We start from the raw sequence: 21,709 nt of genomic DNA on the forward strand, positions 1-21,709 counted from the left end.
AGGCGCGCATGACGACACCCTGGCTGCATATCGTGGGCATCGGCGAGGACGGGATGGAGGGACTTCTGCCCGCCACCCGCGCCGTGGTGGAGGCGGCCGAGGTGATCCTGGGCGGCGACCGTCACCATGCGCTGTCCGAAAACGTCACGGCGGAACGGCTGGCCTGGCCATCGCCGTTCGACGCGATGATCGACACGATCCGCAGCCTGCGGGGCAGGCGTGCCGTGGTGCTGGTGACCGGCGATCCGCTATGGTTTTCCGTAGGCGCGCGTATCGGGCGCGCCATCGACCCGGCCGAAATCGTCTATCATCCGCAATTGAGCGCCTTTCAGCTTGCTGCGGCGCGCATGGGGTGGAGCCTCGCGGATGTGGAGACATTGACCGTCCATGGTCGGCCCGTTGCGCAGATGGTCGCCTTCATCCAGCCGGACGCACGGTTGCTGATCCTGACGACGGGGGCCGAGACGCCGCGCCAGATCGCGGCCTACCTTGCGCAGCGTGGGTTCGGGCAGTCGCTTATGACGGTGCTGGCGGCGATGGGCGGCCGCGACGAACAACGCTTCGACGGGGTGGCGGCGACCTGGGATCATGTCGTCCCGGCCTTCAACACGCTGGCCGTCGATTGCATCGCGGCCCCGGATGCGGCGCTGCTGCCGCGGGTGCCGGGGCTGGCGGACGATCTGTTCCAGTCCGACGGCACGATGACCAAGCAGGAAATCCGCGCGGCGACGTTGGCCAAGCTGATGCCGATGCGCGGCGCGCTGCTGTGGGACATCGGCTGCGGGTCGGGGTCGGTGGCGATCGAGTGGATGCGCGCGGCGCGCTATGCCCGCGCCATCGGGATCGAACCGCGCGACGACCGGCGGGCCATGGCGGCGGCCAATGCGCTGGCGCTGGGTGCACCAAAGCTGGAACTGATGGATGGAGTGGCACCCGACTGTCTTGAAGGACTTGCGGCCCCCGATGCGATCTTCATCGGCGGCGGGCTGAGCGAGGCGGTCTTTGCCGCGGCTTGGGCGGCGCTGCGTCCGCTGGGGCGGCTGGTGGTCAATGCAGTGACGCTGGAGTCCGAGGCGGTGCTGATGGCACTGCATGCGCGGCATGGCGGCGACCTCGTGCGGCTGTCGGTGTGTCGGGCAGAGCCGGTGGGGCGGTTGACGGGCTGGCGTGCGGCCATGCCGGTCACCCAATGGAGCCTTGTGAAGCGATGAAGGGCTGGAGCCGCCGGCGGGCTTTTTTCCGGTCAGGTGAATGCGGATGACTGGCGTTCTCTATGGCGTCGGTGTCGGACCGGGGGCGGCGGACCTGATTACCCTGCGCGCCGCGCGGCTGATCGCCGGAGCGCAGGTGGTGGCCTATCCGACGCTGGCCGGAGCGGCGAGTTTCGCGCGGGCGATCGCGGCAGACATGATCCCTGCGGGTGCTGTCGAGATCGTCATGGACGTGCCGATGAGCGTGGAGCGTGACCCCGCGCAGGCGGCCTATGATGCGGGTGCAGCACAGATCGCGACGCATCTGGACGCGGGGCGCGACGTGGTGTGCCTGTGCGAAGGCGACCCGTTCTTCTACGGTTCTTTCATGTATCTGTTCGCCCGGCTGTCGGGCCGGTTCCGGGTCGAGGTTGTGCCGGGTGTGACCTCGATCACCGCCTGTGCGGCGGTCGCGGGGCGGCCGCTGGTCGCGCGCAACGAACGGCTGACGGTGCTGCCGGGTCCCTTGCCAGAGGCGGAATTGCGTGACCGGATCGCCGGCGCGGAAAGCGTGGTGATCATGAAGGTCGGGCGGCATCTGGGCAAGATCCGGGCGGTGATCGCAGACCTGGGGCTGACCGACCGGGCGGTCTATGTGGAACGCGCCAGCCTGCCTGAGCAGGTGGTTTGTCCGTTGGTTAAGGCACCGGATGCGGCCCCTTATTTTTCGATGATATTGCTGACGAAAGGGGCCGATCCGTGGCTGTAGATCCAGTGGTTTTGGCGCTGTCGCGGTCCGGCGAGGGGACGGCGCACCGCGTGGCGGCGGTGCTGGGGTGTCTCGTCCACGGGCGGCGCGGACGGGTGGATGTGGCGGATGCGTTCTTTGACAATGCGCTCGATCATGCGCGCGATCTGTTCGCCGCCGGTGTGCCGATCGTAGGGGTCTGTGCCAGCGGCATCCTGATCCGGGGCGTGGCGCCCCTGCTGGCGGACAAGACGACAGAGCCGCCGGTGCTGTCGGTCAGCGATGACGGCGGTGTCGTGGTGCCGCTGCTGGGCGGGCATCGCGGCGCGAACCGGCTGGCGGCGCGGATCGCCGAAGCCCTGGGGTCCGTGGCGGCCGTGACGACGGCGGGCGATGTGGCGCTGGGCGTGGCACTTGATGCGCCGCCGGCGGGGTGGCGACTGGTCAATCCTTCGGATGCGAAAGATGCGATGGCGAAGCTGCTGTCGGGTGGCGGCGCGCGGATCGTCGGGCCGGATGCGGCGCAGGCAACCTGGCTGGACGGGCTGCCGGCAGGGGACGGCGTGACGATCACCTGCGCGGCTTTGCCGGTGACGGATCTGGGGCCGCATCATCTGCAGTTCGCGCCGCAGCGGTTTGCATTGGGGGTCGGTTGCGCGCGCAACTGTCCGCCTGCGGAATTGCGCGAACTGGTCGATGCGGCGCTGCATGAGGCTGGCGTCGCGCGGCAGGCCGTGGCCTGCGTGAACACCATCGCGTTGAAGGCGGATGAGCCGGCGATCATCGCCCTCGCCCGCGATTTCGGGGTGCCGCTGCGGTTGTTCGAGGCAGAGGCGCTGGAGGCGGAGACGCCGCGTCTGGCGAACCCGTCCGATGTGGTCTTTGCCGAGGTCGGCGCGCATGGCGTGTCGGAAGCGGCGGCGCTGGCGCAGGTCGGCGGCGCGGGGCGGTTGCTGCTGCCCAAGCGCAAGGCGGCGATGGCGACCTGTGCCGTGGCCGTGGCCGATGCGTCGCTGGTCACGTTGAAGGGTCGGGCGCGGGGCAAGCTGTCGATCGTGGGGATTGGGCCGGGGCAGGCGTCCTGGCGCACGCCCGAGGTGTCGCGGCTGGTGGCGGAGGCCGAGGAACTGGTGGGTTACGGCCTTTATATCGACCTGCTTGGGCCGCTGGCCACTGGCAAGGCACGGTCGGACTTTCCGCTGGGCGGAGAGGAGGCGCGCTGCCGCTATGCACTGGAGCAGGCGGGGCTTGGCCGGAACGTGGCGCTGGTCTGTTCGGGCGATGCGGGCATCTATGCGATGGGCGCGCTAGTGTTTGAACTGCTGGACCGGGGGCCGGACGCGATGGGCGTGTCGGATGCCGCGCGCCGGGTGGAGGTCGTCTGCTCGCCGGGCGTCAGTGCCTTGCAGGGTGCGGCAGCGCGGGCGGGGGCCCCGCTGGGCCATGACTTTTGCGCAATCTCGCTGTCGGACCTGCTGACGCCGCGCGACGACATCCTGCGGCGGCTGCGGGCGGCGGCAGAGGGCGACTTTGTGGTGGCCTTCTATAACCCGGTCAGCAAGACGCGGCGCACGCTGCTGGCCGAGGCGCGCGATATCCTGTTGCAGCACAGGCCTGGCGATACGCCGGTCATGCTGGCGTCGTCGTTGGGGCGACCCGAGGAGCATGTGCGGTATCGGCGGCTGGACGCGTTGGAGGTCGATGAGGTCGACATGCTGACGGTCGTGCTGGTGGGGTCGAGCAATTCGCGGCTGGCGCAACTGGGCGAGGGACCACGCATGTTCACGCCACGCGGCTATGCCCGCAAGATCGATGGTGATCTGGCGGGGTGACGGTGTGCGACGCTGTTCGGGCGATGCCCGAAGGCGCCCCGCCCACCGTCCCCTGTCCGGCGTCCCGTAAAGGAGAGACGATGACGGTTTATTTCATCGGGGCTGGCCCCGGCGACCCCGAGCTTTTGACGCTGAAGGCCGCCAGACTGATCGGGGCCTGTCCGGTGTGTCTGTATGCCGGATCACTGGTGCCGGAGGCGGTGGTCGCCCATGCGCCCGCGGGCTGCCGCGTGCTGGATACGGCGAGCATGACGCTGGAGGACACGCATGCCGAGATCGTCGCGGCCCATGCCGCCGGGCAGGACGTGGCGCGGGTGCATTCCGGGGACCCGTCGCTTTACGGTGCCATCGCCGAGCAGATTCGGCGGTTGAAGGCGGACGGCATCGATTACGCCATCATTCCCGGTGTGCCGGCCTATGCGGCGGCGGCGGCGGCGATGGGGACGGAACTGACCGTGCCGGAGGTCGGGCAAAGCATCGTGCTGACGCGGATGAGCATGAAATCGACCGGCATGCCGGCGGGCGAGACGCTGGAGAATTTTGCCGCGACAGGGACCACGCTGGCGATCCACCTTGGGATCAGGGCGCTGCGCGACATTGCCCGACGGCTGACGCCGTTCTACGGGACCGACTGTCCGGTGGCCGTGATCTATCGCGCGTCATGGCCGGATCAGGTGATTCTGCGCGGCACGCTGGGCGACATTCACGGGCTTGTCAGAGAGGCCAAGATCACGCGGACGGCGCTGATCATGGTCGGCCCCGTGTTGGGTCCGCAACACGGTTTTCCAGATTCGGCGCTGTATGACGCGGCGAAACCGCATGTTTTGCGGCCAAAAGCGAAAAAGGGCTGAGTCATTTTGCACTTGCAACGCTGCGGCGCGGCGGAAAATGTCTTTGAACTCGTGTCACACTTTGGGGTTACCCTGCCAGTGAAGGGAGCACTGCCATGACCGATTATCTGCCGGATGCCGTGATGAAGGGGTTGCAGGACGCAAGGCGCGCGTCGACGCAGCGCGGCAACCGTCTGTGCGTGCACGACGGCGACGATGTGATGCGGATCCGCCGGATGTGGGCCGATGGCATGGCGATGGATGCCGACGCCTTTGACAAGCTGCGGGGCCGGGTGGATATCTATGACGGCATGCGCCACCTGCATCAGGCGCTGATCGTGGGGTCGCGGGTCGATGGCGGCGAATGCGTCTTTGACTTCAAATGGCTGCACCTGGTGACGGAAACGGCACCGCTTGACTTTGCGCGGTTGGACTCGACTCCGGCCGGGTTGCTGCCGCGCGCCTGACCGCAGCCCGGTTACGAAACCTTCATTGCAGGTCGGCAAAGGCCTTTTGCAGACGATCCACCGCATCCGCGATCTGCGCGCGCGGCGCACCGATATTGAATCGCAGGAACGACTCACCGCCCTGACCGAAGGTCGTCCCGTGATTGGGGGCGATGCGGGCCTCTTTTTGGACGCGGCGGATCACCTCCTCCTGTGTCATGCCGGTGCCTGCGAAATCCACCCAGGCCAGATACGTCGACTCGAGGGGCATGGAGTGGACGCCGGGGATCGCGTTGACGCCGGCATCGAAGAGCTTGCGGTTCTCGTCGAGATAAAGGCAGAGGTCGTCGACCCAGGCGGCCCCTTCGGGCGAATAGGCGGCAGTCGTCATGTGCAGGCCGAAGCTGTTGGGCGAGATGCCGAGTGCGGCCATGCGGGCGGCGAAGGGTGCGCGCAGGTCGGCGTCGGGAATGATGACATTGCCGGTATGGCTGCCTGCGATGTTGAAGGTCTTGGTTGCCGCGGTCATCATGACCAGACGATCCTCGATCCCAGCGATATGCGCCATCGGGATGTGGGTCTGGCCGGGCATGACGAGATCGTGGTGGATCTCGTCGCTGACAAGGACCAGCTCGTGCCGTTTGGCAAAGGCCGCGACGGCCTGCAATTCGGCCCTTGTCCAGACGCGGCCGCCGGGATTGTGCGGCGAGCACAGGATGACCATGCGCTCGTTGCCGGTCATCTGCGCGTCGTAGGCATCGAAGTCCATCTCGTAGCGGCCCTTGTCATTGACCAGCTCGCAGGACCTGACCTCTCGTCCCGCCGCTTTGATGACGCGGGCGAAGGCGTGGTAGACGGGGGTGAACAGGACGACGGCATCGCCGGGCACCGTGTAGGCATCGACGCAAAGCGCCGTGCCGTTGACGAGGCCGTGGGTCGTCAGGATCGCATCGGCCGACACGTCCCAGCCGTGGCGGGTCCGCATCCACCAGCGGATCGCGTCGGTATAGGGCGAGGCGTTGCCGAAGTAGCCGTAGACGCCGTGATCGTGCATCGCGGCGACGGCATCCTGGATGCAGTCTGGCGCGCGGAATTCCATGTCGGCGACCCACATCGCGATGCCGTCTTCGGGCGAGACGCCATAGGCGGCCTCCATCCCGTCCCACTTGATGCAATGGGTGTTGCGGCGGTTCACGGGGGCGTCGAAGCTCATGGGGCACCTACTGTCTGGGGTCGGGAGTCTCGGGTCGGGGCGACCCTAGCAGGCGTCCACGCGGTGCCAAGGCGAAAAGCGTGGCACATCTTGGCAAGCGGCGGGGCAGAGGCTAGATCGGTGCCATGACCATACGCTCGATCCTGATCCATCCCGACCCGCGCCTGAAGACGCATTGTGACCCGGTGACCGCCGTGGACGACGACCTGCGCGTGCTGGCTGCCGACATGCTGGAAACGATGTATCATGCGCCCGGCATCGGTCTTGCGGCACCGCAGGTCGGTGTGATGCGCCGCATGCTGGTGATGGACTGCGTGAAGGACGATGGTGTCCCCGCGCGGCCCTTGGTGCTGATCAACCCCGAGATCACCTGGGAGAGCGAGGCGCACAGCACCTATGAGGAAGGCTGTCTGTCGATCCCCGAGCAATATGCCGACGTCGAGCGCCCCTCGGAGGTCGAGGTGTCGTGGATGGACCTTGAGGGTGTCGCGCAGGCGGAACGGTTCACCGGCCTCTGGGCGACCTGCGTGCAGCACGAGATCGACCATCTGGATGGCAAGCTGTTCATCGACTACCTCAAGCCGCTGCGGCGTCAGATGATCACCCGCAAGATGCAGAAGCTGAAGCGTGAAAGGGCGCGCGCGTGACACGCCCGATCCTGGAGATGCCCGATCCGGCGCTGCGGGCGGTCTGCGCACCTGTCACGACATTCGACGCGGACCTTGCCGATTTGACCGAAGAGATGTTTGCGGCGATGTATGCCGCACCGGGCCGGGGGCTGGCCGCGCCGCAGATCGGCGTGCTGTCCCGCGTGTTCGTCACCGATGTGACGTGGAAGACCGGCGCCGGCAGTCCGCGCGTCTTCATTAATGCAGAAATCCTGCATGTCGATCTGGCGCTGGCGGTGAATGAGGAATCGTGCCTCTCGATCCCGCGGATCACGGTCGCCGTGCCGCGCCCGCGCACCGTGCGGATGCGCTGGCAGGACCTGCAAGGCGTCTTTCACGCGGAAGCCTTTGCGGATTCGGCGGCAGTGATCGTCCAGCACGAGCGCGATCATCTGGACGGCATCCTCTGCACCGATTACGCGACGCTGCCGTGACCCGGCGCGTCGTGCAATGGCCGCACCCAGTGCTGCGCACCCCTGCGGCGGACGTAGGCGGGATCACCGACGACATTCGCGCGATCTGGGAGGACATGGTCGCCGTGATGGAGGCGATGCCGGGCGTCGGTCTGGCCGCCGTGCAACTGGGGATACCGCTGCGGCTGGCGGTCGTCGATGCCAGCCGGACGCGGGGACAGGTGGTGCGGATGGCGAATCCGGAAATCCTGCACGCCAGCGTCGAATTCCGCGACCACGAGGAAGCGAGCCCCTGCCTGCCGGGCGTCAGCGCGCTGGTCAAGCGGCCGCGCGCGGTGACGGTGCGCTTCCTGAACGAGGCGGGTCAGTGGGACCGGCGGGACTTCGTCGGGCTTTGGGCGACCTCGGCGCAGCATCAGATCGATCATCTGGCGGGGAAGATGTATTTCGACCGCCTCACGAAACTGAAGCGGGACATGCTGCTGAAGCGGGCGGCCAAGCGGCGCGGTTAGCCGATTTTTCACGAAAAATCGGCGTGGGGGCGCTGCCCCCGGTGCGGGGCACCTCCCCCGGAGTTTACCTGGCCAGATGAATGGGGACTGCGCGCGCAGGGCCCATGGCCGGACTGGGACCGGACTTGTGCGCGTCGCGGATCAAGGTCGCGGATCAAGACAGTGGGCTATGCGCTGTGACAGCCGTCCGCGAGGGTCTTGACGAAGGCGAGCACGTCGGACACGGATTCACCGGCACCGATCTTTTCCACGATGGCCGATCCGACGACGGCACCGTCCGCCACCTGTGCGATGGCGTGCGCGGCCTCTGGCGTCTTGATGCCGAAACCGACGATCACCGGCAGGTCCGTATGCGACTTGATGCGGGCGACCTCTGGGGCGACGTCGGCGGTCTGGGCCGCCGCCGTGCCGGTGATGCCGGTCACCGAGACGTAATAGAGAAAACCGGAGGTATTGGTCAGCACCTTGGGCAGACGCTTGTCGTCGGTCGTGGGCGTGGCGAGGCGGATGAAGTTCAGGCCGGCGGCCTGTGCCGGCAGGCAGAGTTCGTCGTCCTCCTCTGGCGGCAGGTCGACGATGATGAGGCCGTCGATCCCGGCGTCCTGCGCCTGTTGCAGGAACAGATCGACGCCGCGCGAATAGATCGGGTTGTAGTAGCCCATGAGCACGATCGGCGTCGTGTCGTCGGTCTGGCGCAGGGTGCGGGCGATGTTCAGCGTCTTGTCCAGCGTCATGTGGCCGGACAGCGCGCGCTGCCCCGCCAGCTGGATCGTCGTGCCGTCAGCCATCGGATCGGTGAAGGGCAGGCCAAGTTCGATGACGTCCACACCCGCCGCCGGCAAGCCCTGCACGATGGCGAGGCTGGTGTCGTAGTTCGGATCGCCCGCCATGACATAGGCGACAAAGGCCTTCTGGCCGCGCGATTTCAGGTCTGCGAATTTGGCGTCGATACGGGACATGGAGGGAGCGGCTTTCATGGGACGACTTTGCGGGTCCGGGCGTTTCTGGGCGAAGGGGCGCGCAAATGCAATGGGGCGCAATTGAAATCCACGCCCGCGCGGCCATATAGGGGGCATGAATTACATCCTTGCCTTGCTGTTGCCGCCGCTGTCGATCCTGTTCGCAGGCCGACCCATCGTGGCGATCATCACGTTCCTCGTCTGGATACCTGCCGTCCTGCTCAGCGGCGGTCTGACCCATCCGATGTTCGTGATCCTCGCTTGGATCCTGATCTGGGAAGGGCGCAACCGGACGGCCTGACGCCGATTCAGTCGGGAGCGGCCGCTGTGTCGATCATCCATCTGATGCCGAAACGGTCAGAGAACGCGCCGAAGCCCGGCGACCAGAATTCGGGCTGGAAGGGCATCCGCACCTCTCCGCCTTTGGACAGCTTGTCGAAATGCGCGCGGGCGGTGTCGACATCGGGCAGCGTGATCAGCACGTTGCAGCCGGCCATTGCCGGGCCGGGATCGGGCGACAGGTTGTCGGAGCCGTTGATCGCACCGCTGCCGATGTCGAGGTGGGCGTGCATGATGCCGTTCGCGGCCTCTGGCGGCAGCTGCTCTTCCATCGGTGATCCCTTGACCCGCATGAATTGCGGTACCGTACCGAAGACGGAGGCGTAGAAGAGGAATGCCTCTTCACAGGTGTCGTTGAAGAACAGGTAGGGGACAGGTTGCATGGCGGTCTCCGGGGCTGGGGTGCAGCCTCAGGATAGCATGGAACCCAGGTCTGCCATAGCCTTTGGCTTGCGTGGACGCAGGCGCGGGGCTATGGGCCTAGCGGACATTCAGACAGGAGATGCGTCATGGGCTTCAAGATGGGGATCGTCGGGCTGCCGAACGTCGGCAAGTCCACGCTGTTCAACGCGCTGACGCGCACTGCCGCCGCACAGGCCGCGAACTTTCCGTTCTGCACGATCGAACCGAACGTGGGCGACGTGGCCGTGCCCGATGCGCGGCTGGACAAGCTGGCGGAAATTGCAGGCAGCAAGCAGATCATCCCGACGCGCATGACTTTCGTGGACATCGCGGGGCTGGTGAAGGGTGCCAGCAAGGGCGAGGGGCTGGGCAACCAGTTTCTGGCGAACATCCGGGAATGCGACGCCATCGCCCATGTGCTGCGCTGTTTCGAGGACGACGACATCACCCATGTCGAGGGCCGCGTCGACCCGGTCAACGACGCCGAGGTGATCGAGACGGAGCTGATGCTGGCGGACCTTGAGAGCATCGAAAAGCGTCTGGCGAACCTGCAGCGCAAGGTGCGCGGCGGCGATAAGGATGCGGGCCAGCAGGTCCGTCTGCTGGAGGCAGCACAGAAGGCGCTGGAAGACGGCCAGCCCGCCCGGACCGTCGATATCGATCCCGAGGACGCCAAGGCCTGGCGGATGCTGCAACTGCTGACCACGAAGCCGGTGCTTTACGTCTGCAACGTAGAGGAGGAAGCCTCGGCCACCGGCAACGCGCAGTCCGAGCGCGTGCGCGCGATGGCGGAGGCACAGGGCAATTCCGCCGTCGTGATTTCGGCCCGGATCGAGGAAGAGATCAGCCAGCTTGAAGCCGAAGAGGCCGAGATGTTCCTGAGCGAGATGGGGCTGGCCGAGGCCGGACTGGATCGCCTGATCCGCGCCGGCTATGCCTTGCTGCATCTTCAGACCTATTTCACCGTCGGACCGAAAGAGGCGCGGGCCTGGACGATCAACGCGGGCACCTCGGCACCGAAGGCTGCTGGCGTGATCCACGGCGATTTCGAACGCGGGTTCATCCGGGCCGAGACCATCGGCTACGACGATTTCGTGACGCTGGGCGGTGAACAAGGCGCGAAGGAAGCGGGCAAGATGCGGTCCGAAGGCAAGACCTACACCGTCAAGGACGGCGACGTCCTTCATTTCCTGTTTAATACCTGAAGCCGCATCCGTGGCCCGCAAGTGCGCCTTGCGCCGGGAACCTTCGATCTTCGGGCGAAGCATCGGCGCGCGGCAGGCCAATGGTGTCCGACATGGCTGACTTCGCCATTGCCGAGGTGGCGGTGGGGCGCGGTGTGATCGGACTGTGCCCGATGCCGGGCGGCACGGGGGATTACGCGGCGGACTTTCGCAGCCTTTTGCGCTGGGGCGCTTCACTGGTGGTCAGCCTGATGGAGCCGTCGGAGATGTCCGCGCTGGGCGTTACCCTGGGCACTGACCTGCGCCATGCGCCGCCCGATTGGGTCAACATGCCGATCCCCGATTATGGCATCCCCGATGCTGACACGACGGAGCGTTGGGTCAGCCTCGAATCCCGCATTGCAGCGCAACTGGCGGCGGGAAAGCGGGTGCTGTTTCACTGTAAGGGGGGCTGCGGGCGGTCTGGCATGATCGTTCTGCGCCTGATGGTGTTGCACGGCGAAGCACCGGCTGCGGCACTGGCCCGACTGCGCGCCGTCAGGCCCTGCGCGGTTGAAACGCAGGCCCAGTTGATTTGGGCCACACGCTAGCGGCGGCGGCCGGGTGGCTTGCCGGATTTGGCCGTGCGGTGCTTGCGGGCATGGGCGGCGGCGGTGCTTTCGGTGGCTTGCGCATCCTCGGCCCGCAGCTTTCGATAGCGACGGACGCGCTCGGGATCGATCTCTCCTGCATCGACGGCGGCCTGAACGGCGCAGCCCGGCTCGCCCTCATGCTTGCAGTCGCGAAAATGGCAGGCGTCGGTCAGGGCGCTGACCTCGGGGAATGTCGCGTCGATGCCGGCGGTCACGTCGGCAACCGCAAGGCCGCGCATGCCGGGCGTGTCGATCAGCCAGCCCCCCGTAGGCAGGGCGTGAAGCGAGCGTTTCGTGGTGGTATGCCGTCCGCGGGCGTCATCCTCGCGGATATCCTGCGTGTCGTCGGCGCGCCCGGTCAGGGCATTGGCGAGCGTCGTCTTGCCTACGCCGGATGATCCGACGAGCGCGACCGTCTGCCCGGGACCGCACCACGGGGCCAGCACAGCGCTGACGTCGGCCCCCTTTGCATTGATCGCCAGCACCGGCAGATCGCCAAGCGCCTGCGCCTGCGCGATGTAGGCTGCGGCGTCGTCGGTCTGGTCGGCCTTGGTCAACAGGATCGCCGGGGCGATGTCGGCGTCGTGGGCCAGTGCGAGGTAGCGTTCCAGCCGCGCCACGTTGAAGTCGGCATTGCAGGACGTGACGATGAACAGAATGTCGAGGTTCGCGGCGATCAGCTGACGCTGGCCGGTCTTGTGCTCTGCCCCGCGCTGCAACAGACTGCGGCGGTCGAGGCGGCGCACCAGATGGGCGGCGGCGATGTCGCACAGCACCCAGTCTCCTACGGCGAAGGTGGCGCTGCTGACGCCGGGATCGGCCACCAGCCGCAGCGGTCCGTCGGCGCTGAAGGCCGCGACGTTGCGCCGGTTCACGCTGCTGATGCGGGCGGGGGTATGGGGCGCGTCGTCCGTGTCAAGCTGATCGGCCTCGAACGAGGACCAGCCGAGGGCGGCAAGGGCGTCGATCATGGTCGGAACTGGCAGAGGCTGTGCAAGCGGACGCGACCCTGATGGCGGGAAAATGAGGTGAGAGGCTGACAACGACCCAAGCGGGGCTCGTTATGGCTGCTTCCTTCCGGACCTGACCAGGTTGGCGAGGCGCTCGCCCGCGCCAACCTCTCAGAGCTTCATATAGCGGCGGTGGGCGGCGCGTGCAACCCCGTGCCGGTCTGCAGAGTCAGGCGGAAGGCGGCGAAACCGTCATCCTGCAAATGCGCGAATGCCTGCGCTGCGCCGCTGGTTCGGCCGGTATTTGCCCTAACGTCAACGAAGGTTCAACAGATTGCGTTGCATTGCGCCTCATGCGAAGGAATGACGATGAGAATTGCCGAAACAGTGACGTTTGCAGGCGGCGGACTCGACCGGGTGGCCGCCTGGCGAGGCGATGCGGCCAATCGGCGCGACGCGCCCGGCACGCTGGTCATGGCGCTGTGGCGCGGCAAGCCGTTGCTGGACGACGCGGGGCTGGTGCTGCTGCCGCCGGATCACCCTCTGCTTGACGACGCCGCAGCCGACCGTCTGCTGCTGGGATGCGTGGATGGCGCGGCCGTCTTTGCGGCCGATCTGTCCGGGTGGACCCCGACAGGGGCGGATGACCCGGCGCTGAACAGTTTTCTGGACGCAAGCCTGCAGACGCATCCGAGCCTGCCGCATGGTCCTGCCTTTGCCGAATTGCGCGGTGCGATGACACGGTTGTCACCGCTGCACGCCGAATTGGCAGCGACCGCGCGGGCGATGCTGACGTGGCACGGCAGCCACCGGTTCTGTGCCAATTGCGGCGCGGAAAGCGTGATGGCGCAGGGCGGCTGGCAGCGCGATTGCGCGGCCTGTGGGCGGCACCATTTTCCGCGCACCGACCCGGTTGTCATCATGCTGATCACGCACGGCAACGCCGTGCTGGTCGGTCGGTCGCCGGGGTGGCCCGATCGGATGTATTCCCTGCTTGCGGGCTTCGTGGAACCGGGCGAGACGCTGGAAGCCGCCGTGCGCCGCGAGGTCTTTGAGGAGGCCGGCATCCGCGTCGGGCGCGTCAGCTATCTGGCCAGTCAGCCCTGGCCGTTTCCAGCGTCGCTGATGTGCGGCATGGCCGGCGAGGCGATCAGCCGCGACATCACCATCGACCCGGTCGAGATCGAGGATGCGCGCTGGGTCACCCGAGAGGAGATGGCCGATGTATTCGCGGGGCAACACCCCGACATCAACCCGGCCCGCCCGGGCGCCATCGCACATTTTCTGCTGGAAAACTGGTTGGCGGACAGGCTGGATTAACCGTCCGGAGTTAACAAGAGCCGGACCACCGGACAGCAAGAGGCCCGACCGATGAAATTCAGTTCCCGCGAAGATATCGAAGCACCGATCGAAAAGGTCTATGCGCGGGTCACAGACTTTGCCGGCTTCGAACGCCAGATGCTGCGGCGCGGAGCGGACGTGCGGCGGGTCGATCCGGGGCAACCGGTGAAGGCCGGGTCGGCCTGGGACGTGGCCTTTACCTTTCGCAGCCGCGACCGGCGGGTGCGCGCGACGGTCACACGACTGGCTGCGCCGACGGATGTGGTGATCGACATGGCGGCCAACGGTCTGGATGGCGTGACGACCATCGAGGTGCTGGCGCTGTCACCGCAACGCACGCGGTTGTCCGTCACGGTGGAGCTTTCGGCCCGGTCCCTGTCGGCCCGGCTGCTGCTGCAATCGCTGAAACTGGCGAAATCGAACCTGACGAACCGTTTCAAGAAGCGGGTCGCGGATTTTGCCCAAGGCATCGAGCAGGGGAAGCGAAACGCCTAGTCGGGGCGTTCGTGGCGGCGCGGGGCAGCGGGAAAGACGCCCATCAGCTTCACATGGTTGGTGAAGTAGTCCAGTTCCTCCAGCGCAAGCTGAACACTGCGGTCGTCGGGGTGGCCCTCAATCTCGGCATAGAACTGGGTCGCGGTAAAGTTGCCGCCGACCATGTAGCTTTCGAGCTTGGTCATGTTCACGCCATTCGTGGCAAACCCGCCCATCGCCTTGTAAAGGGCTGCCGGAATGTTGCGGACCCGGAACACGAAGGCGGTGACCATCGGGCCGCGCCCGCGCCGGCGCAGGTCCGGTTCACGCGACATGATGACAAAGCGCGTGGTGTTGCGACCGTGATCCTCGATATGCCGGGCCAGGACGTGCAGGCCGTAGATGTCGGCGGCCAGTTCGGACGCCAGCGCGCCCTGCGACGGGTCGCCGTGTTCCGCCACCTCGCGCGCGGCGCGGGCGTTGTCGGTGCTGACGACGCCCTTGATCCCGTGTTCGCGCAAGAAACCCGCAACTTGCGGCAGAATGACCATATGCCCATGCGCCTGCCGCACGTCTGCGACCTTGGCGCCCGGCACGCCCAGCAAATTGACGTGCACGCGCACGAAAGCCTCGTCCACGATGTGCAGGCCACTTTCGGGGATCAGGGAATGGACGTCGGCGACGCGGCCATAGGTCGAATTCTCGATGGCGATCATGCCAAGCTCGGCGTCACCCTTGCGCACGGCTTCGATCGTATCCTCGAAGGTGGAACAGGGCAGCGGGTCGTGGTCAGGCCGTGTTTCCGCACAGGCCTGATGCCCATAGGCACCCAACTCGCCCTGAAAGGCGATTCTCGCTCGCATGGTTGTGTCCCCCCAGACAAATCGGCAGCATTCGCGACAAAGAGGTCGTTTCGTCGCGCCACTATAGCTTGCGCATCCGGGGGGGAAACGGATAGTAGGACGCAACTTATCAATGCGGGGTGGAACGCGACATGTTCGACACAATGACGATGACCAAGGTGGTCGGCGGCCTTTGCGGCACGTTTCTGGTGTTTTTGCTGGGCGGCTGGGTGGCCGAGATCATCTATGTCGGCGGTGAAACCCATGCCGAAGGCGAACATTCCGCCGCCTACGTGATCGAAGTTCCCGAATCCGGTGCCGAAGGCGAAGCCGCCCCCGTCGAGGAAGAAGTGCCGTTCGACGTGGCCTTTGCCGCCGCCGACGCCAGTGCGGGAGAAGCCGTTTTCCGCAACTGCCGGTCCTGCCATGCGCTGGCCGAGGGCGAGAACGGTGTCGGCCCGACCCTGCACAACGTCGTCGGTCGCCCGGTCGATGCAATCGAAGGCTACGCCTATTCCGGCGCGCTGGAAGAAGTCGCCGACGTCTGGAGCGAAGAGAACCTCTACCACTTCCTGCAGGACCCCCAGGGTTGGGCACCCGGCACCAAGATGACATATCAGGGTCTGGCCGCACCTGAAGACCGTGCGAACCTGATCGCCTACCTCGCGTCCAATCCGGGCTGATCGCCTGCATGGGTTGCGCAAGGATTGAACCGCGTCCCGTGAATGGCGCGGTTTTTTGTTGCGCTGCCGCGGGATCACGCAGACATTACATTTTCTCAACTTGAACCGCCCTGCCACCGGGCGCTAGCCTGCGCACGCAGCCATCAGTCCGGAGACTCCGATGACCCATGCCGTCCGCCGCCCCCGCGCCACCGTCCTGACGGGCATCCTGCCGCAGCACTGGTGGGCCGGATCGGCGCTTTTGGTGGGGGCGTTGATGCTGGCGGGGCAGGCCGGGGCGCAGGACCTGATCAAGACGCACGGCTATTCCTACTTCGGCGAGTTGAAGTATCCGGCGGACTTTGCGCATCTGGACTATGTGAACCCGGATGCCCCGAAGGGCGGCGAGATTTCGGAATGGGCCCCCGGCACCTTCGACGGGTTCAACCCCTATTTCCGTGGCGGCAACACCGCCGCCCTGTCGACCGCTCCGTTCGAAGCGATCGTGACCACGACCGCCGACGACCCGACGGCACTTTACTGCTACCTGTGCACGACGATGGAGTATCCCGAGGATCTGTCCTACGTCATCTTCAACCTGCGCGACGACGTGACCTTTTCCGACGGCAGCCCGATGACGGCCGACGACATCAAGTTCAGCTACGACACTTTCATGGAACAGGGCCTGCCGGAATTCCGCGCCGCCTTTGAAGGCCAGATCACGCAGGTCGAGGTGCTGGACCCGCACCGCATCAAGTTCTCTTTCGGCGAAGACGCGCCTCGCCGCGACCGCATCGGACTTGCCGCGACATTCCCGCCGTTTTCGCGCGCCGAATGGGAGCGCGACGAGCGCCGGATCGACCAGACCTGGGAAACGCCGCCGATGGGCACCGGCCCTTACATGCTGACGGATTTCGAATATGGCCGGACACTGACCTACGGCCGCAACCCGAATTTCTGGGGCGCGGACCTGCCGATCAACGTGGGCCGCAACAACTTTGACGCGATTCGTATCGAATATTTCGCCGATGGCGACACTGCGTTCGAGGCGTTCAAGGCGGGCGAATATACCTTCCGCGTCGAAAACTCGTCGCTGCAGTGGGCGACCGGCTACGACTTTCCGGGCATCCAGAATGGATCGGTGGTGAAGGCGGAACTGCCCGATGGCAATCTGTCGCCGGGGCAGGCCTTCATCTTCAACCTGAAGGACCCGAAGTTTCAGGACCCGAAGGTGCGCGAGGCGATCGGCCTGATGTTCAACTTCGAATGGTCGAACGCGACGCTGTTCTATGGCCTTTACGAGCGCGTAACCTCGTTCTGGGGCAATTCCGACATGATGGCAGAGGGTCTGCCGACCGAGGGCGAACTGGCGATCCTGCAGCCGCTGGTCGACGCCGGCCAACTGGACCCGGCGATCCTGACGGAAGAGGCGGTGATGCCGCCGGCCTCCTCGGACGGCCAGCTTGACCGAGGCAACCTGCGCCGCGCGTCCGCCTTGCTGGACGAGGCGGGCTGGGTCACCGGTGACGACGGCATCCGCCGCAAGGACGGCCAGACGCTGGACATCGCGTTCCTGGAAAGCAGCCCGTCGTTCGACCGGGTCATCAATCCCTACGTCGAAAACCTCAAGCGGCTGGGCGTGAACGCGCGGCTGGACCGCGTCGATCCGGCACAAGAGACCGAGCGCACGCGGTCCGGCGACTGGGATATCGTGACGCACAGCTTCGCGATGTCGCTGGAGCCAGGGACGGAACTGAAGCAGTGGTTCGGGTCCGAGACGGCCGAGGACAGCAGCCGCAACCTGATGGGGCTGGCCGATCCCGCGATCGACAGCATCATCGACACGGTGGTCGCCGCCGACACGCAGGACGACATGAAGTCCGCCGTGCGCGCGCTGGACCGGACGCTGCGGGCCTATGGCTTCTGGGTGCCGGAATGGTTCAAGGGGGTCCATACCGTGGCCTACTACGACATGTACGAACACCCGGAAAACCTGCCGCCCTACGCGCTGGGAGAGACGGATTTCTGGTGGTTCAACGCCGAAAAGGCGGCCGCGCTGAAGGCCTCCGGCGCGCTGCGCTGACCTGATGGGCGCCTATATCCTACGCCGCCTGCTGCTGGTGATTCCGACGCTGGTCGGGATCATGGTGTTGAACTTTACCCTGACGCAATTCGTCCCCGGCGGCCCGATCGAGCAGATCATCGCCCAGATGGAAGGCGGCGGCGACGTGTTCGAAGGCATCTCTGGCGGCGGTGGCGGAGAGTTGGTGGACGGCGGCGGCAGCGACTACATCGGTGCGCGGGGCCTGCCACCGGGATTCATCGCAGAGCTGGAAAAGGAATTCGGCTTCGACAAGCCGCCGCTTGAACGGTTCCTGACCATGATGTGGAACTACGTCCGTTTCGATTTCGGCGACAGCTATTTCCGGTCGATTTCCGTCTTTGATCTGGTGATGGAGAAGATGCCGGTCAGCATCACGCTGGGCCTGTGGACGACGCTGATCGCCTACGCGATCTCGATTCCGCTTGGCATCCGCAAGGCGGTGCGGGACGGGTCGAAGTTCGACACTTGGACATCCGGCGCGATCATCGTCGGCTACGCGATCCCCGGATTCCTGTTCGCGATCCTGCTGATCGTGCTTTTTGCCGGCGGCAGTTACTGGCGCATCTTTCCGCTGCGGGGTCTTACGTCTACCAATTTCGAGGAGTTGTCCCTGCTCGGGAAGGTTGCGGATTATCTGTGGCACATCACCCTGCCGGTCCTGTCGATGACCATCGCCAGTTTCGCCACGCTGACCTTGCTGACGAAGAACAGCTTTCTGGACGAGATCAAGAAGCAGTATGTCCTGACCGCCAAAGCCAAGGGACTGGCGGAAAAGACGATCCTGTACCGGCATGTGTTCCGCAACGCCATGCTGATCGTGATCTCGGGGTTTCCGGCACTCTTCATCTCGGTCTTCTTTGGCGGGTCGCTGATCATCGAGACGCTGTTCAGCCTCGATGGGCTGGGCCGGTTGGGATACGAGGCGGCGGTGGCGCGCGATTATCCGGTCGTGTTCGGCACGTTGTTCGCCTTTTCACTGATGGGCTTGGTGGTCGGGATCATCACCGACCTGACCTACATGTTCATCGATCCGCGCATCGATTTCGAGGCGAGGGGATAGGCCATGACCAATATCGACCCGCATGACCAGGCCCTGATGGGGGCCGCCAAAGCCCGCGCGCCGTATCTGTCGCCGCTGAACCAGCGTCGCTGGCGCAATTTCAAGCGCAACCGCCGCGCCGTCTGGTCGCTGTGGATCTTCATGATCCTGTTCATCGCGTCGCTGTTCGCAGAGTTCATCGCCAACGACCGGCCGTTGCTGGTCAATTATCGCGGTGAATACCGCATGCCGATCTTCGGTTTCTATTCCGAGGCATCCTATGGCGGCGACTTCAACACCGAAGCGGGCTACACGGATATCGAGGTGCAGTGCCTGATCGAGACCGGGGGGCTGGCGGACCTGTGTTTCGACGATCCCGAAGGCACGATTGCGGCCTCTGACGTTGGCACCATCGACGACCCGAATTACGAGAAGGGCTGGATGATCTGGCCGCCGATCCCCTACAGCTACAACACCATCGTCGACGTGCCCGGCGTGGCACCGTCGGCCCCGGATTCCAACAACTGGCTGGGCACCGACGACACCAAGCGCGACGTGGTCGCCCGCGTGATCTACGGCTTCCGGCTGTCCATCGTGTTCACCCTGATCGTCACCGTCGCATCGTCGCTGATCGGGATCGTGGCGGGGGCGGTGCAAGGCTACTTCGGCGGCTGGGTCGATCTGACCTTTCAGCGCGTGATCGAGATCTGGTCGGGCATCCCGTCGCTTTACGTCATCATCATCATGTTCGCGATCGTGGGGCGAAGTTTCTGGCTGCTGGTGTTCCTGATCGTGCTGTTCGGCTGGACAGCCTTGGTGGGCCTCGTGCGGGCGGAATTCCTGCGGGCGCGCAATTTTGAATACGTCCGCGCAGCAAGGGCATTGGGCGTGCGCGACCGCACCATCATGTTCCGCCACATCCTGCCCAACGCGATGGTCGCGACGGTCACGATGCTGCCGTTCCTGATCACGGGCGGCATCTCGACGCTGGCGACACTCGACTTCCTCGGGTTCGGCCTGCCGTCGTCGGCCCCGTCGTTGGGCGAGCTGACCTTGCAAGCGAAGCAGAACCTGCAGGCCCCCTGGCTGGGTTTCACCGCCTTCTTCACCTTCGCGATCATGCTGTCGCTTCTGGTGTTCATCTTCGAGGGTGTCCGCGACGCCTTCGATCCGCGAAAGACCTTCGCATGAGCGTGCTTCTCGATGTGCGCGACCTGAGTGTGTCCTTTCGGCAGGACGGCGACACGACACACGCGGTGCGCGGGGTGTCGTTTCAGGTGATGAAGGGCGAAACCGTGGCACTGGTGGGGGAAAGCGGGTCGGGCAAGTCCGTTACCGCCCTGTCTACCGTGCAGTTGCTGGGCGACAGCGCGACCGTGACAGGGTCGATCACCTATGATGGCGCGCAGATGGTGGGGGCCGACGAACGCGAATTGCGCCGGGTGCGTGGGAACGACATCAGCTTCATCTTTCAGGAACCGATGACCTCGCTGAACCCGCTGCACACCATCCAGCGGCAGTTGGGCGAGAGCATCGAACTGCATCAGGGCCTGCGTGGCGATGCCGTCCGCGTCCGTGTGCTGGAACTGTTGCAGCAGGTCGGCATCCGAGACCCGGAAGAGCGGTTGGAGGCGTTCCCGCACCAGCTGTCCGGCGGGCAGCGGCAGCGTGTGATGATCGCGATGGCGCTGGCGAACGGGCCGGAGTTGCTGATCGCGGATGAACCGACGACGGCGCTGGACGTGACGATTCAGGCGCAGATCCTCGACCTGCTGGCCGACCTGAAGCAGTCGTCGGGCCTGTCGATGCTGTTCATCACCCACGACCTGACCATCGTGCGCAAGATCGCGGACCGCGTCTGCGTGATGAAGGACGGCCTGATCGTCGAGACCGGGCCGACCGCCGACATCTTTGCCAACCCGCAGCACCCCTATACGCGGATGCTGCTGGAGGCGGAATCCGTCGGCGGCCCCGGTGACGTGCCGCAGGATGCCACCGTGGTGGCTGCAACCGAGCATCTGAAGATCTGGTTTCCGATCCGTCGTGGCCTGCTGAAGCGCACGGTCGGCCACATCAAGGCCGTGAACGACGCGACCCTGACGGTCCACGCGGGCGAAACCCTTGGCATCGTCGGAGAGTCCGGGTCCGGCAAGACGACGCTTGCGCTGGCGGTCATGCGGCTGATCGGGTCTGACGGGCGAATCGTGTTTCAGGGTCACGACATCCAGGACCTGAACCAACGCCAGATGCGGCCCATACGGTCCGACATGCAGATCGTGTTCCAGGACCCCTACGGCAGCCTGTCGCCCCGCATGACGGTCGAACAGATCATCAGCGAGGGGCTGACGATCCACAAGATCGATCCCAACCGCCGCAACCGCGACATGGTGGCCGAGATCATGGCAGAGGTGGGCCTGGACCCCGCCCTGATGGATCGCTATCCGCACGAATTCTCGGGCGGGCAGCGGCAGCGCGTGGCGATTGCGCGCGCCATGATCCTGCGGCCGAAACTGGTCGTGCTGGACGAGCCGACCTCCGCTCTCGACATGACGGTGCAGGTGCAGATCGTCGATCTGCTGCGCGATCTGCAGGCGCGGCACGGGCTGGCCTACATCTTTATCAGTCACGACCTGAAGGTCGTGCGCGCGATGTCGCACAAGGTCATCGTGATGAAGCAGGGCGACGTGATGGAGGCGGGGACCGCTGCCGAGATCTTCGATGCCCCACGGACAGACTACACCCGCGCGCTGATGTCGGCGGCGCTGGAAGGGCGGTCGGTCGCGTCCTGACCGCCAGCGGCAGCCGATCTTGTCCCGCTTTGCGCCGTCTTTGCTGGACACGCACCTGCTGTGGCCTACCCTTGGACCGGCGGCGTTCAACCGACTTCTGCGGCTGCCGCGAAGTCAACTCTTGCAACCGGGGGCATCCC

At 65.6% G+C, this 21,709-nt stretch carries 23 protein-coding genes and 1 other RNA gene; 18 read left to right on the top strand and 6 right to left on the bottom strand.

The genetic code is table 11. From position 1 onward, the window contains the following. Positions 1 to 8 precede the first annotated feature (8 nt). From cbiE to ACOI1H_RS00360, 5 genes are all read left to right on the top strand, one after another. Positions 9 to 1,211, top strand: a complete 1,203-nt coding sequence (gene cbiE / locus ACOI1H_RS00340; RefSeq protein ID WP_422434719.1) for a precorrin-6y C5,15-methyltransferase (decarboxylating) subunit CbiE — start codon at positions 9 to 11, stop codon at positions 1,209 to 1,211. Positions 1,212 to 1,257: 46 nt separating this feature from the next. Beyond that, the gene (gene cobI / locus ACOI1H_RS00345; protein ID WP_422434720.1) at positions 1,258 to 1,959 is read left to right on the top strand and encodes a precorrin-2 C(20)-methyltransferase; all 702 of its coding nucleotides are present in this window, start codon (positions 1,258 to 1,260) and stop codon (positions 1,957 to 1,959) included. Beyond that, a complete protein-coding gene (gene cobJ / locus ACOI1H_RS00350; RefSeq protein ID WP_422434721.1) occupies positions 1,950 to 3,770 on the top strand; it encodes a precorrin-3B C(17)-methyltransferase in 1,821 nt (606 codons plus the stop codon). Before cobI ends, cobJ begins: the two co-directional genes overlap by 10 nt. Before the next feature lie 80 nt (positions 3,771 to 3,850). Beyond that, positions 3,851 to 4,621 carry a precorrin-4 C(11)-methyltransferase gene (cobM, locus tag ACOI1H_RS00355; RefSeq protein ID WP_422434722.1) on the top strand — a complete coding sequence of 257 codons (771 nt, stop codon included), beginning with the start codon at positions 3,851 to 3,853 and terminating at the stop codon, positions 4,619 to 4,621. A 95-nt stretch (positions 4,622 to 4,716) separates the two neighbouring features. After that, positions 4,717 to 5,067 (top strand): hypothetical protein, encoded by a 351-nt coding sequence (locus ACOI1H_RS00360; RefSeq protein ID WP_422434723.1) that lies wholly within the window; start codon positions 4,717 to 4,719, stop codon positions 5,065 to 5,067. 22 nt (positions 5,068 to 5,089) lie between these two features. Here the strand turns inward: ACOI1H_RS00360 and ACOI1H_RS00365 are convergent, their stop codons facing one another. Further along, positions 5,090 to 6,259, bottom strand: a complete 1,170-nt coding sequence (locus tag ACOI1H_RS00365; RefSeq protein WP_422434724.1) for a MalY/PatB family protein — start codon at positions 6,257 to 6,259, stop codon at positions 5,090 to 5,092. 125 nt (positions 6,260 to 6,384) lie between these two features. On the opposite strand from ACOI1H_RS00365, the gene def (ACOI1H_RS00370) reads away from it, so the two are divergent. The 3 genes from def (ACOI1H_RS00370) to def (ACOI1H_RS00380) are packed head-to-tail and all read left to right on the top strand — an operon-like array spanning position 6,385 to position 7,852. After that, the gene (def, locus tag ACOI1H_RS00370; protein WP_422434725.1) at positions 6,385 to 6,906 is read left to right on the top strand and encodes a peptide deformylase; all 522 of its coding nucleotides are present in this window, start codon (positions 6,385 to 6,387) and stop codon (positions 6,904 to 6,906) included. Beyond that, on the top strand, positions 6,903 to 7,361 hold the full coding sequence (gene def, locus ACOI1H_RS00375) for a peptide deformylase (protein WP_422434726.1): 459 nt from the start codon (positions 6,903 to 6,905) through the stop codon (positions 7,359 to 7,361). The genes def (ACOI1H_RS00370) and def (ACOI1H_RS00375) overlap by 4 nt, the downstream gene beginning before the upstream one ends. Continuing rightward, on the top strand, positions 7,358 to 7,852 hold the full coding sequence (def, locus tag ACOI1H_RS00380) for a peptide deformylase (RefSeq protein WP_422434727.1): 495 nt from the start codon (positions 7,358 to 7,360) through the stop codon (positions 7,850 to 7,852). Before def (ACOI1H_RS00375) ends, def (ACOI1H_RS00380) begins: the two co-directional genes overlap by 4 nt. A 167-nt stretch (positions 7,853 to 8,019) precedes the next feature. On the opposite strand, the gene trpA is transcribed toward def (ACOI1H_RS00380), so the two are convergent. Continuing rightward, positions 8,020 to 8,811, bottom strand: coding sequence for a tryptophan synthase subunit alpha (trpA, locus tag ACOI1H_RS00385; protein ID WP_422434771.1), 792 nt, complete (start codon positions 8,809 to 8,811; stop codon positions 8,020 to 8,022). Between the two features lie 115 nt (positions 8,812 to 8,926). Between trpA and ACOI1H_RS00390 the strand changes: the two genes are divergently transcribed. After that, positions 8,927 to 9,112: a hypothetical protein gene (locus ACOI1H_RS00390; RefSeq protein WP_422434728.1), complete on the top strand. Its 186-nt coding sequence runs from the start codon at positions 8,927 to 8,929 to the stop codon at positions 9,110 to 9,112. Positions 9,113 to 9,119: 7 nt separating this feature from the next. Here ACOI1H_RS00390 and ACOI1H_RS00395 read toward each other — a convergent pair whose 3' ends face one another. Beyond that, positions 9,120 to 9,533: a VOC family protein gene (locus tag ACOI1H_RS00395; protein WP_422434729.1), complete on the bottom strand. Its 414-nt coding sequence runs from the start codon at positions 9,531 to 9,533 to the stop codon at positions 9,120 to 9,122. Between the two features lie 126 nt (positions 9,534 to 9,659). On the opposite strand from ACOI1H_RS00395, the gene ychF reads away from it, so the two are divergent. After that, a complete protein-coding gene (gene ychF / locus ACOI1H_RS00400) occupies positions 9,660 to 10,757 on the top strand; it encodes a redox-regulated ATPase YchF (RefSeq protein WP_422434730.1) in 1,098 nt (365 codons plus the stop codon). Between the two features lie 92 nt (positions 10,758 to 10,849). After that, the gene (locus ACOI1H_RS00405) at positions 10,850 to 11,326 is read left to right on the top strand and encodes a protein-tyrosine phosphatase family protein (protein WP_422434731.1); all 477 of its coding nucleotides are present in this window, start codon (positions 10,850 to 10,852) and stop codon (positions 11,324 to 11,326) included. Here ACOI1H_RS00405 and rsgA read toward each other — a convergent pair. Both rsgA and ffs read right to left on the bottom strand, forming a co-directional pair. Then, entirely contained in the window at positions 11,323 to 12,339 is a 1,017-nt protein-coding gene (gene rsgA, locus ACOI1H_RS00410) for a ribosome small subunit-dependent GTPase A (RefSeq protein ID WP_422434732.1), read from the bottom strand. The two genes, ACOI1H_RS00405 and rsgA, sit on opposite strands and share 4 nt — an antisense overlap. Positions 12,340 to 12,394: 55 nt before the next feature. Then, an RNA gene (gene ffs / locus ACOI1H_RS00415) (signal recognition particle sRNA small type) lies at positions 12,395 to 12,492 on the bottom strand. A 195-nt stretch (positions 12,493 to 12,687) separates the two neighbouring features. Here ffs and nudC point away from each other — a divergent pair. Together nudC and ACOI1H_RS00425 are read left to right on the top strand one after the other, a co-directional pair. Next, positions 12,688 to 13,638, top strand: coding sequence for an NAD(+) diphosphatase (nudC, locus tag ACOI1H_RS00420; protein WP_422434733.1), 951 nt, complete (start codon positions 12,688 to 12,690; stop codon positions 13,636 to 13,638). 51 nt (positions 13,639 to 13,689) lie between these two features. Further along, on the top strand, positions 13,690 to 14,154 hold the full coding sequence (locus ACOI1H_RS00425; protein WP_422434734.1) for an SRPBCC family protein: 465 nt from the start codon (positions 13,690 to 13,692) through the stop codon (positions 14,152 to 14,154). Here the strand turns inward: ACOI1H_RS00425 and ACOI1H_RS00430 are convergent. Then, positions 14,151 to 14,996 (bottom strand): prephenate dehydratase, encoded by an 846-nt coding sequence (locus ACOI1H_RS00430; protein ID WP_422434735.1) that lies wholly within the window; start codon positions 14,994 to 14,996, stop codon positions 14,151 to 14,153. The two genes, ACOI1H_RS00425 and ACOI1H_RS00430, sit on opposite strands and share 4 nt — an antisense overlap. 131 nt (positions 14,997 to 15,127) lie before the next feature. Between ACOI1H_RS00430 and ACOI1H_RS00435 the strand changes: the two genes are divergently transcribed. From ACOI1H_RS00435 to ACOI1H_RS00455, 5 genes are all read left to right on the top strand, one after another. Next, positions 15,128 to 15,658, top strand: a complete 531-nt coding sequence (locus ACOI1H_RS00435) for a c-type cytochrome (protein WP_422434736.1) — start codon at positions 15,128 to 15,130, stop codon at positions 15,656 to 15,658. A gap of 160 nt (positions 15,659 to 15,818) precedes the next feature. Further along, positions 15,819 to 17,720: an extracellular solute-binding protein gene (locus ACOI1H_RS00440; protein WP_422434737.1), complete on the top strand. Its 1,902-nt coding sequence runs from the start codon at positions 15,819 to 15,821 to the stop codon at positions 17,718 to 17,720. A 4-nt stretch (positions 17,721 to 17,724) separates the two neighbouring features. Then, positions 17,725 to 18,801 carry a microcin C ABC transporter permease YejB gene (locus ACOI1H_RS00445; RefSeq protein WP_422434738.1) on the top strand — a complete coding sequence of 359 codons (1,077 nt, stop codon included), beginning with the start codon at positions 17,725 to 17,727 and terminating at the stop codon, positions 18,799 to 18,801. Positions 18,802 to 18,837: 36 nt separating this feature from the next. Then, positions 18,838 to 19,971, top strand: a complete 1,134-nt coding sequence (locus ACOI1H_RS00450; RefSeq protein ID WP_422434772.1) for an ABC transporter permease — start codon at positions 18,838 to 18,840, stop codon at positions 19,969 to 19,971. Continuing rightward, positions 19,968 to 21,569, top strand: coding sequence for an ABC transporter ATP-binding protein (locus ACOI1H_RS00455; protein ID WP_422434739.1), 1,602 nt, complete (start codon positions 19,968 to 19,970; stop codon positions 21,567 to 21,569). Before ACOI1H_RS00450 ends, ACOI1H_RS00455 begins: the two co-directional genes overlap by 4 nt. Positions 21,570 to 21,709 lie beyond the last annotated feature (140 nt).

This window comes from Loktanella sp. DJP18, assembly GCF_049310965.1.
Classification (GTDB): domain Bacteria; phylum Pseudomonadota; class Alphaproteobacteria; order Rhodobacterales; family Rhodobacteraceae; genus Loktanella.

Coding starts and splice junctions, on each gene's coding strand:
- cbiE (WP_422434719.1), top strand. CDS start 9: ATGACGACACCCTGGCTGCATATCGTGGGCATCGGCGAGGACGGGATG.
- cobI (WP_422434720.1), top strand. CDS start 1,258: ATGACTGGCGTTCTCTATGGCGTCGGTGTCGGACCGGGGGCGGCGGAC.
- cobM (WP_422434722.1), top strand. CDS start 3,851: ATGACGGTTTATTTCATCGGGGCTGGCCCCGGCGACCCCGAGCTTTTG.
- ACOI1H_RS00360 (WP_422434723.1), top strand. CDS start 4,717: ATGACCGATTATCTGCCGGATGCCGTGATGAAGGGGTTGCAGGACGCA.
- ACOI1H_RS00365 (WP_422434724.1), bottom strand. CDS start 6,259: ATGAGCTTCGACGCCCCCGTGAACCGCCGCAACACCCATTGCATCAAG.
- def (WP_422434725.1), top strand. CDS start 6,385: ATGACCATACGCTCGATCCTGATCCATCCCGACCCGCGCCTGAAGACG.
- trpA (WP_422434771.1), bottom strand. CDS start 8,811: ATGTCCCGTATCGACGCCAAATTCGCAGACCTGAAATCGCGCGGCCAG.
- ACOI1H_RS00390 (WP_422434728.1), top strand. CDS start 8,927: ATGAATTACATCCTTGCCTTGCTGTTGCCGCCGCTGTCGATCCTGTTC.
- ACOI1H_RS00395 (WP_422434729.1), bottom strand. CDS start 9,533: ATGCAACCTGTCCCCTACCTGTTCTTCAACGACACCTGTGAAGAGGCA.
- ychF (WP_422434730.1), top strand. CDS start 9,660: ATGGGCTTCAAGATGGGGATCGTCGGGCTGCCGAACGTCGGCAAGTCC.
- ACOI1H_RS00405 (WP_422434731.1), top strand. CDS start 10,850: ATGGCTGACTTCGCCATTGCCGAGGTGGCGGTGGGGCGCGGTGTGATC.
- rsgA (WP_422434732.1), bottom strand. CDS start 12,339: ATGATCGACGCCCTTGCCGCCCTCGGCTGGTCCTCGTTCGAGGCCGAT.
- nudC (WP_422434733.1), top strand. CDS start 12,688: ATGAGAATTGCCGAAACAGTGACGTTTGCAGGCGGCGGACTCGACCGG.
- ACOI1H_RS00425 (WP_422434734.1), top strand. CDS start 13,690: ATGAAATTCAGTTCCCGCGAAGATATCGAAGCACCGATCGAAAAGGTC.
- ACOI1H_RS00430 (WP_422434735.1), bottom strand. CDS start 14,996: ATGCGAGCGAGAATCGCCTTTCAGGGCGAGTTGGGTGCCTATGGGCAT.
- ACOI1H_RS00435 (WP_422434736.1), top strand. CDS start 15,128: ATGTTCGACACAATGACGATGACCAAGGTGGTCGGCGGCCTTTGCGGC.
- ACOI1H_RS00440 (WP_422434737.1), top strand. CDS start 15,819: ATGACCCATGCCGTCCGCCGCCCCCGCGCCACCGTCCTGACGGGCATC.
- ACOI1H_RS00445 (WP_422434738.1), top strand. CDS start 17,725: ATGGGCGCCTATATCCTACGCCGCCTGCTGCTGGTGATTCCGACGCTG.
- ACOI1H_RS00450 (WP_422434772.1), top strand. CDS start 18,838: ATGGGGGCCGCCAAAGCCCGCGCGCCGTATCTGTCGCCGCTGAACCAG.
- ACOI1H_RS00455 (WP_422434739.1), top strand. CDS start 19,968: ATGAGCGTGCTTCTCGATGTGCGCGACCTGAGTGTGTCCTTTCGGCAG.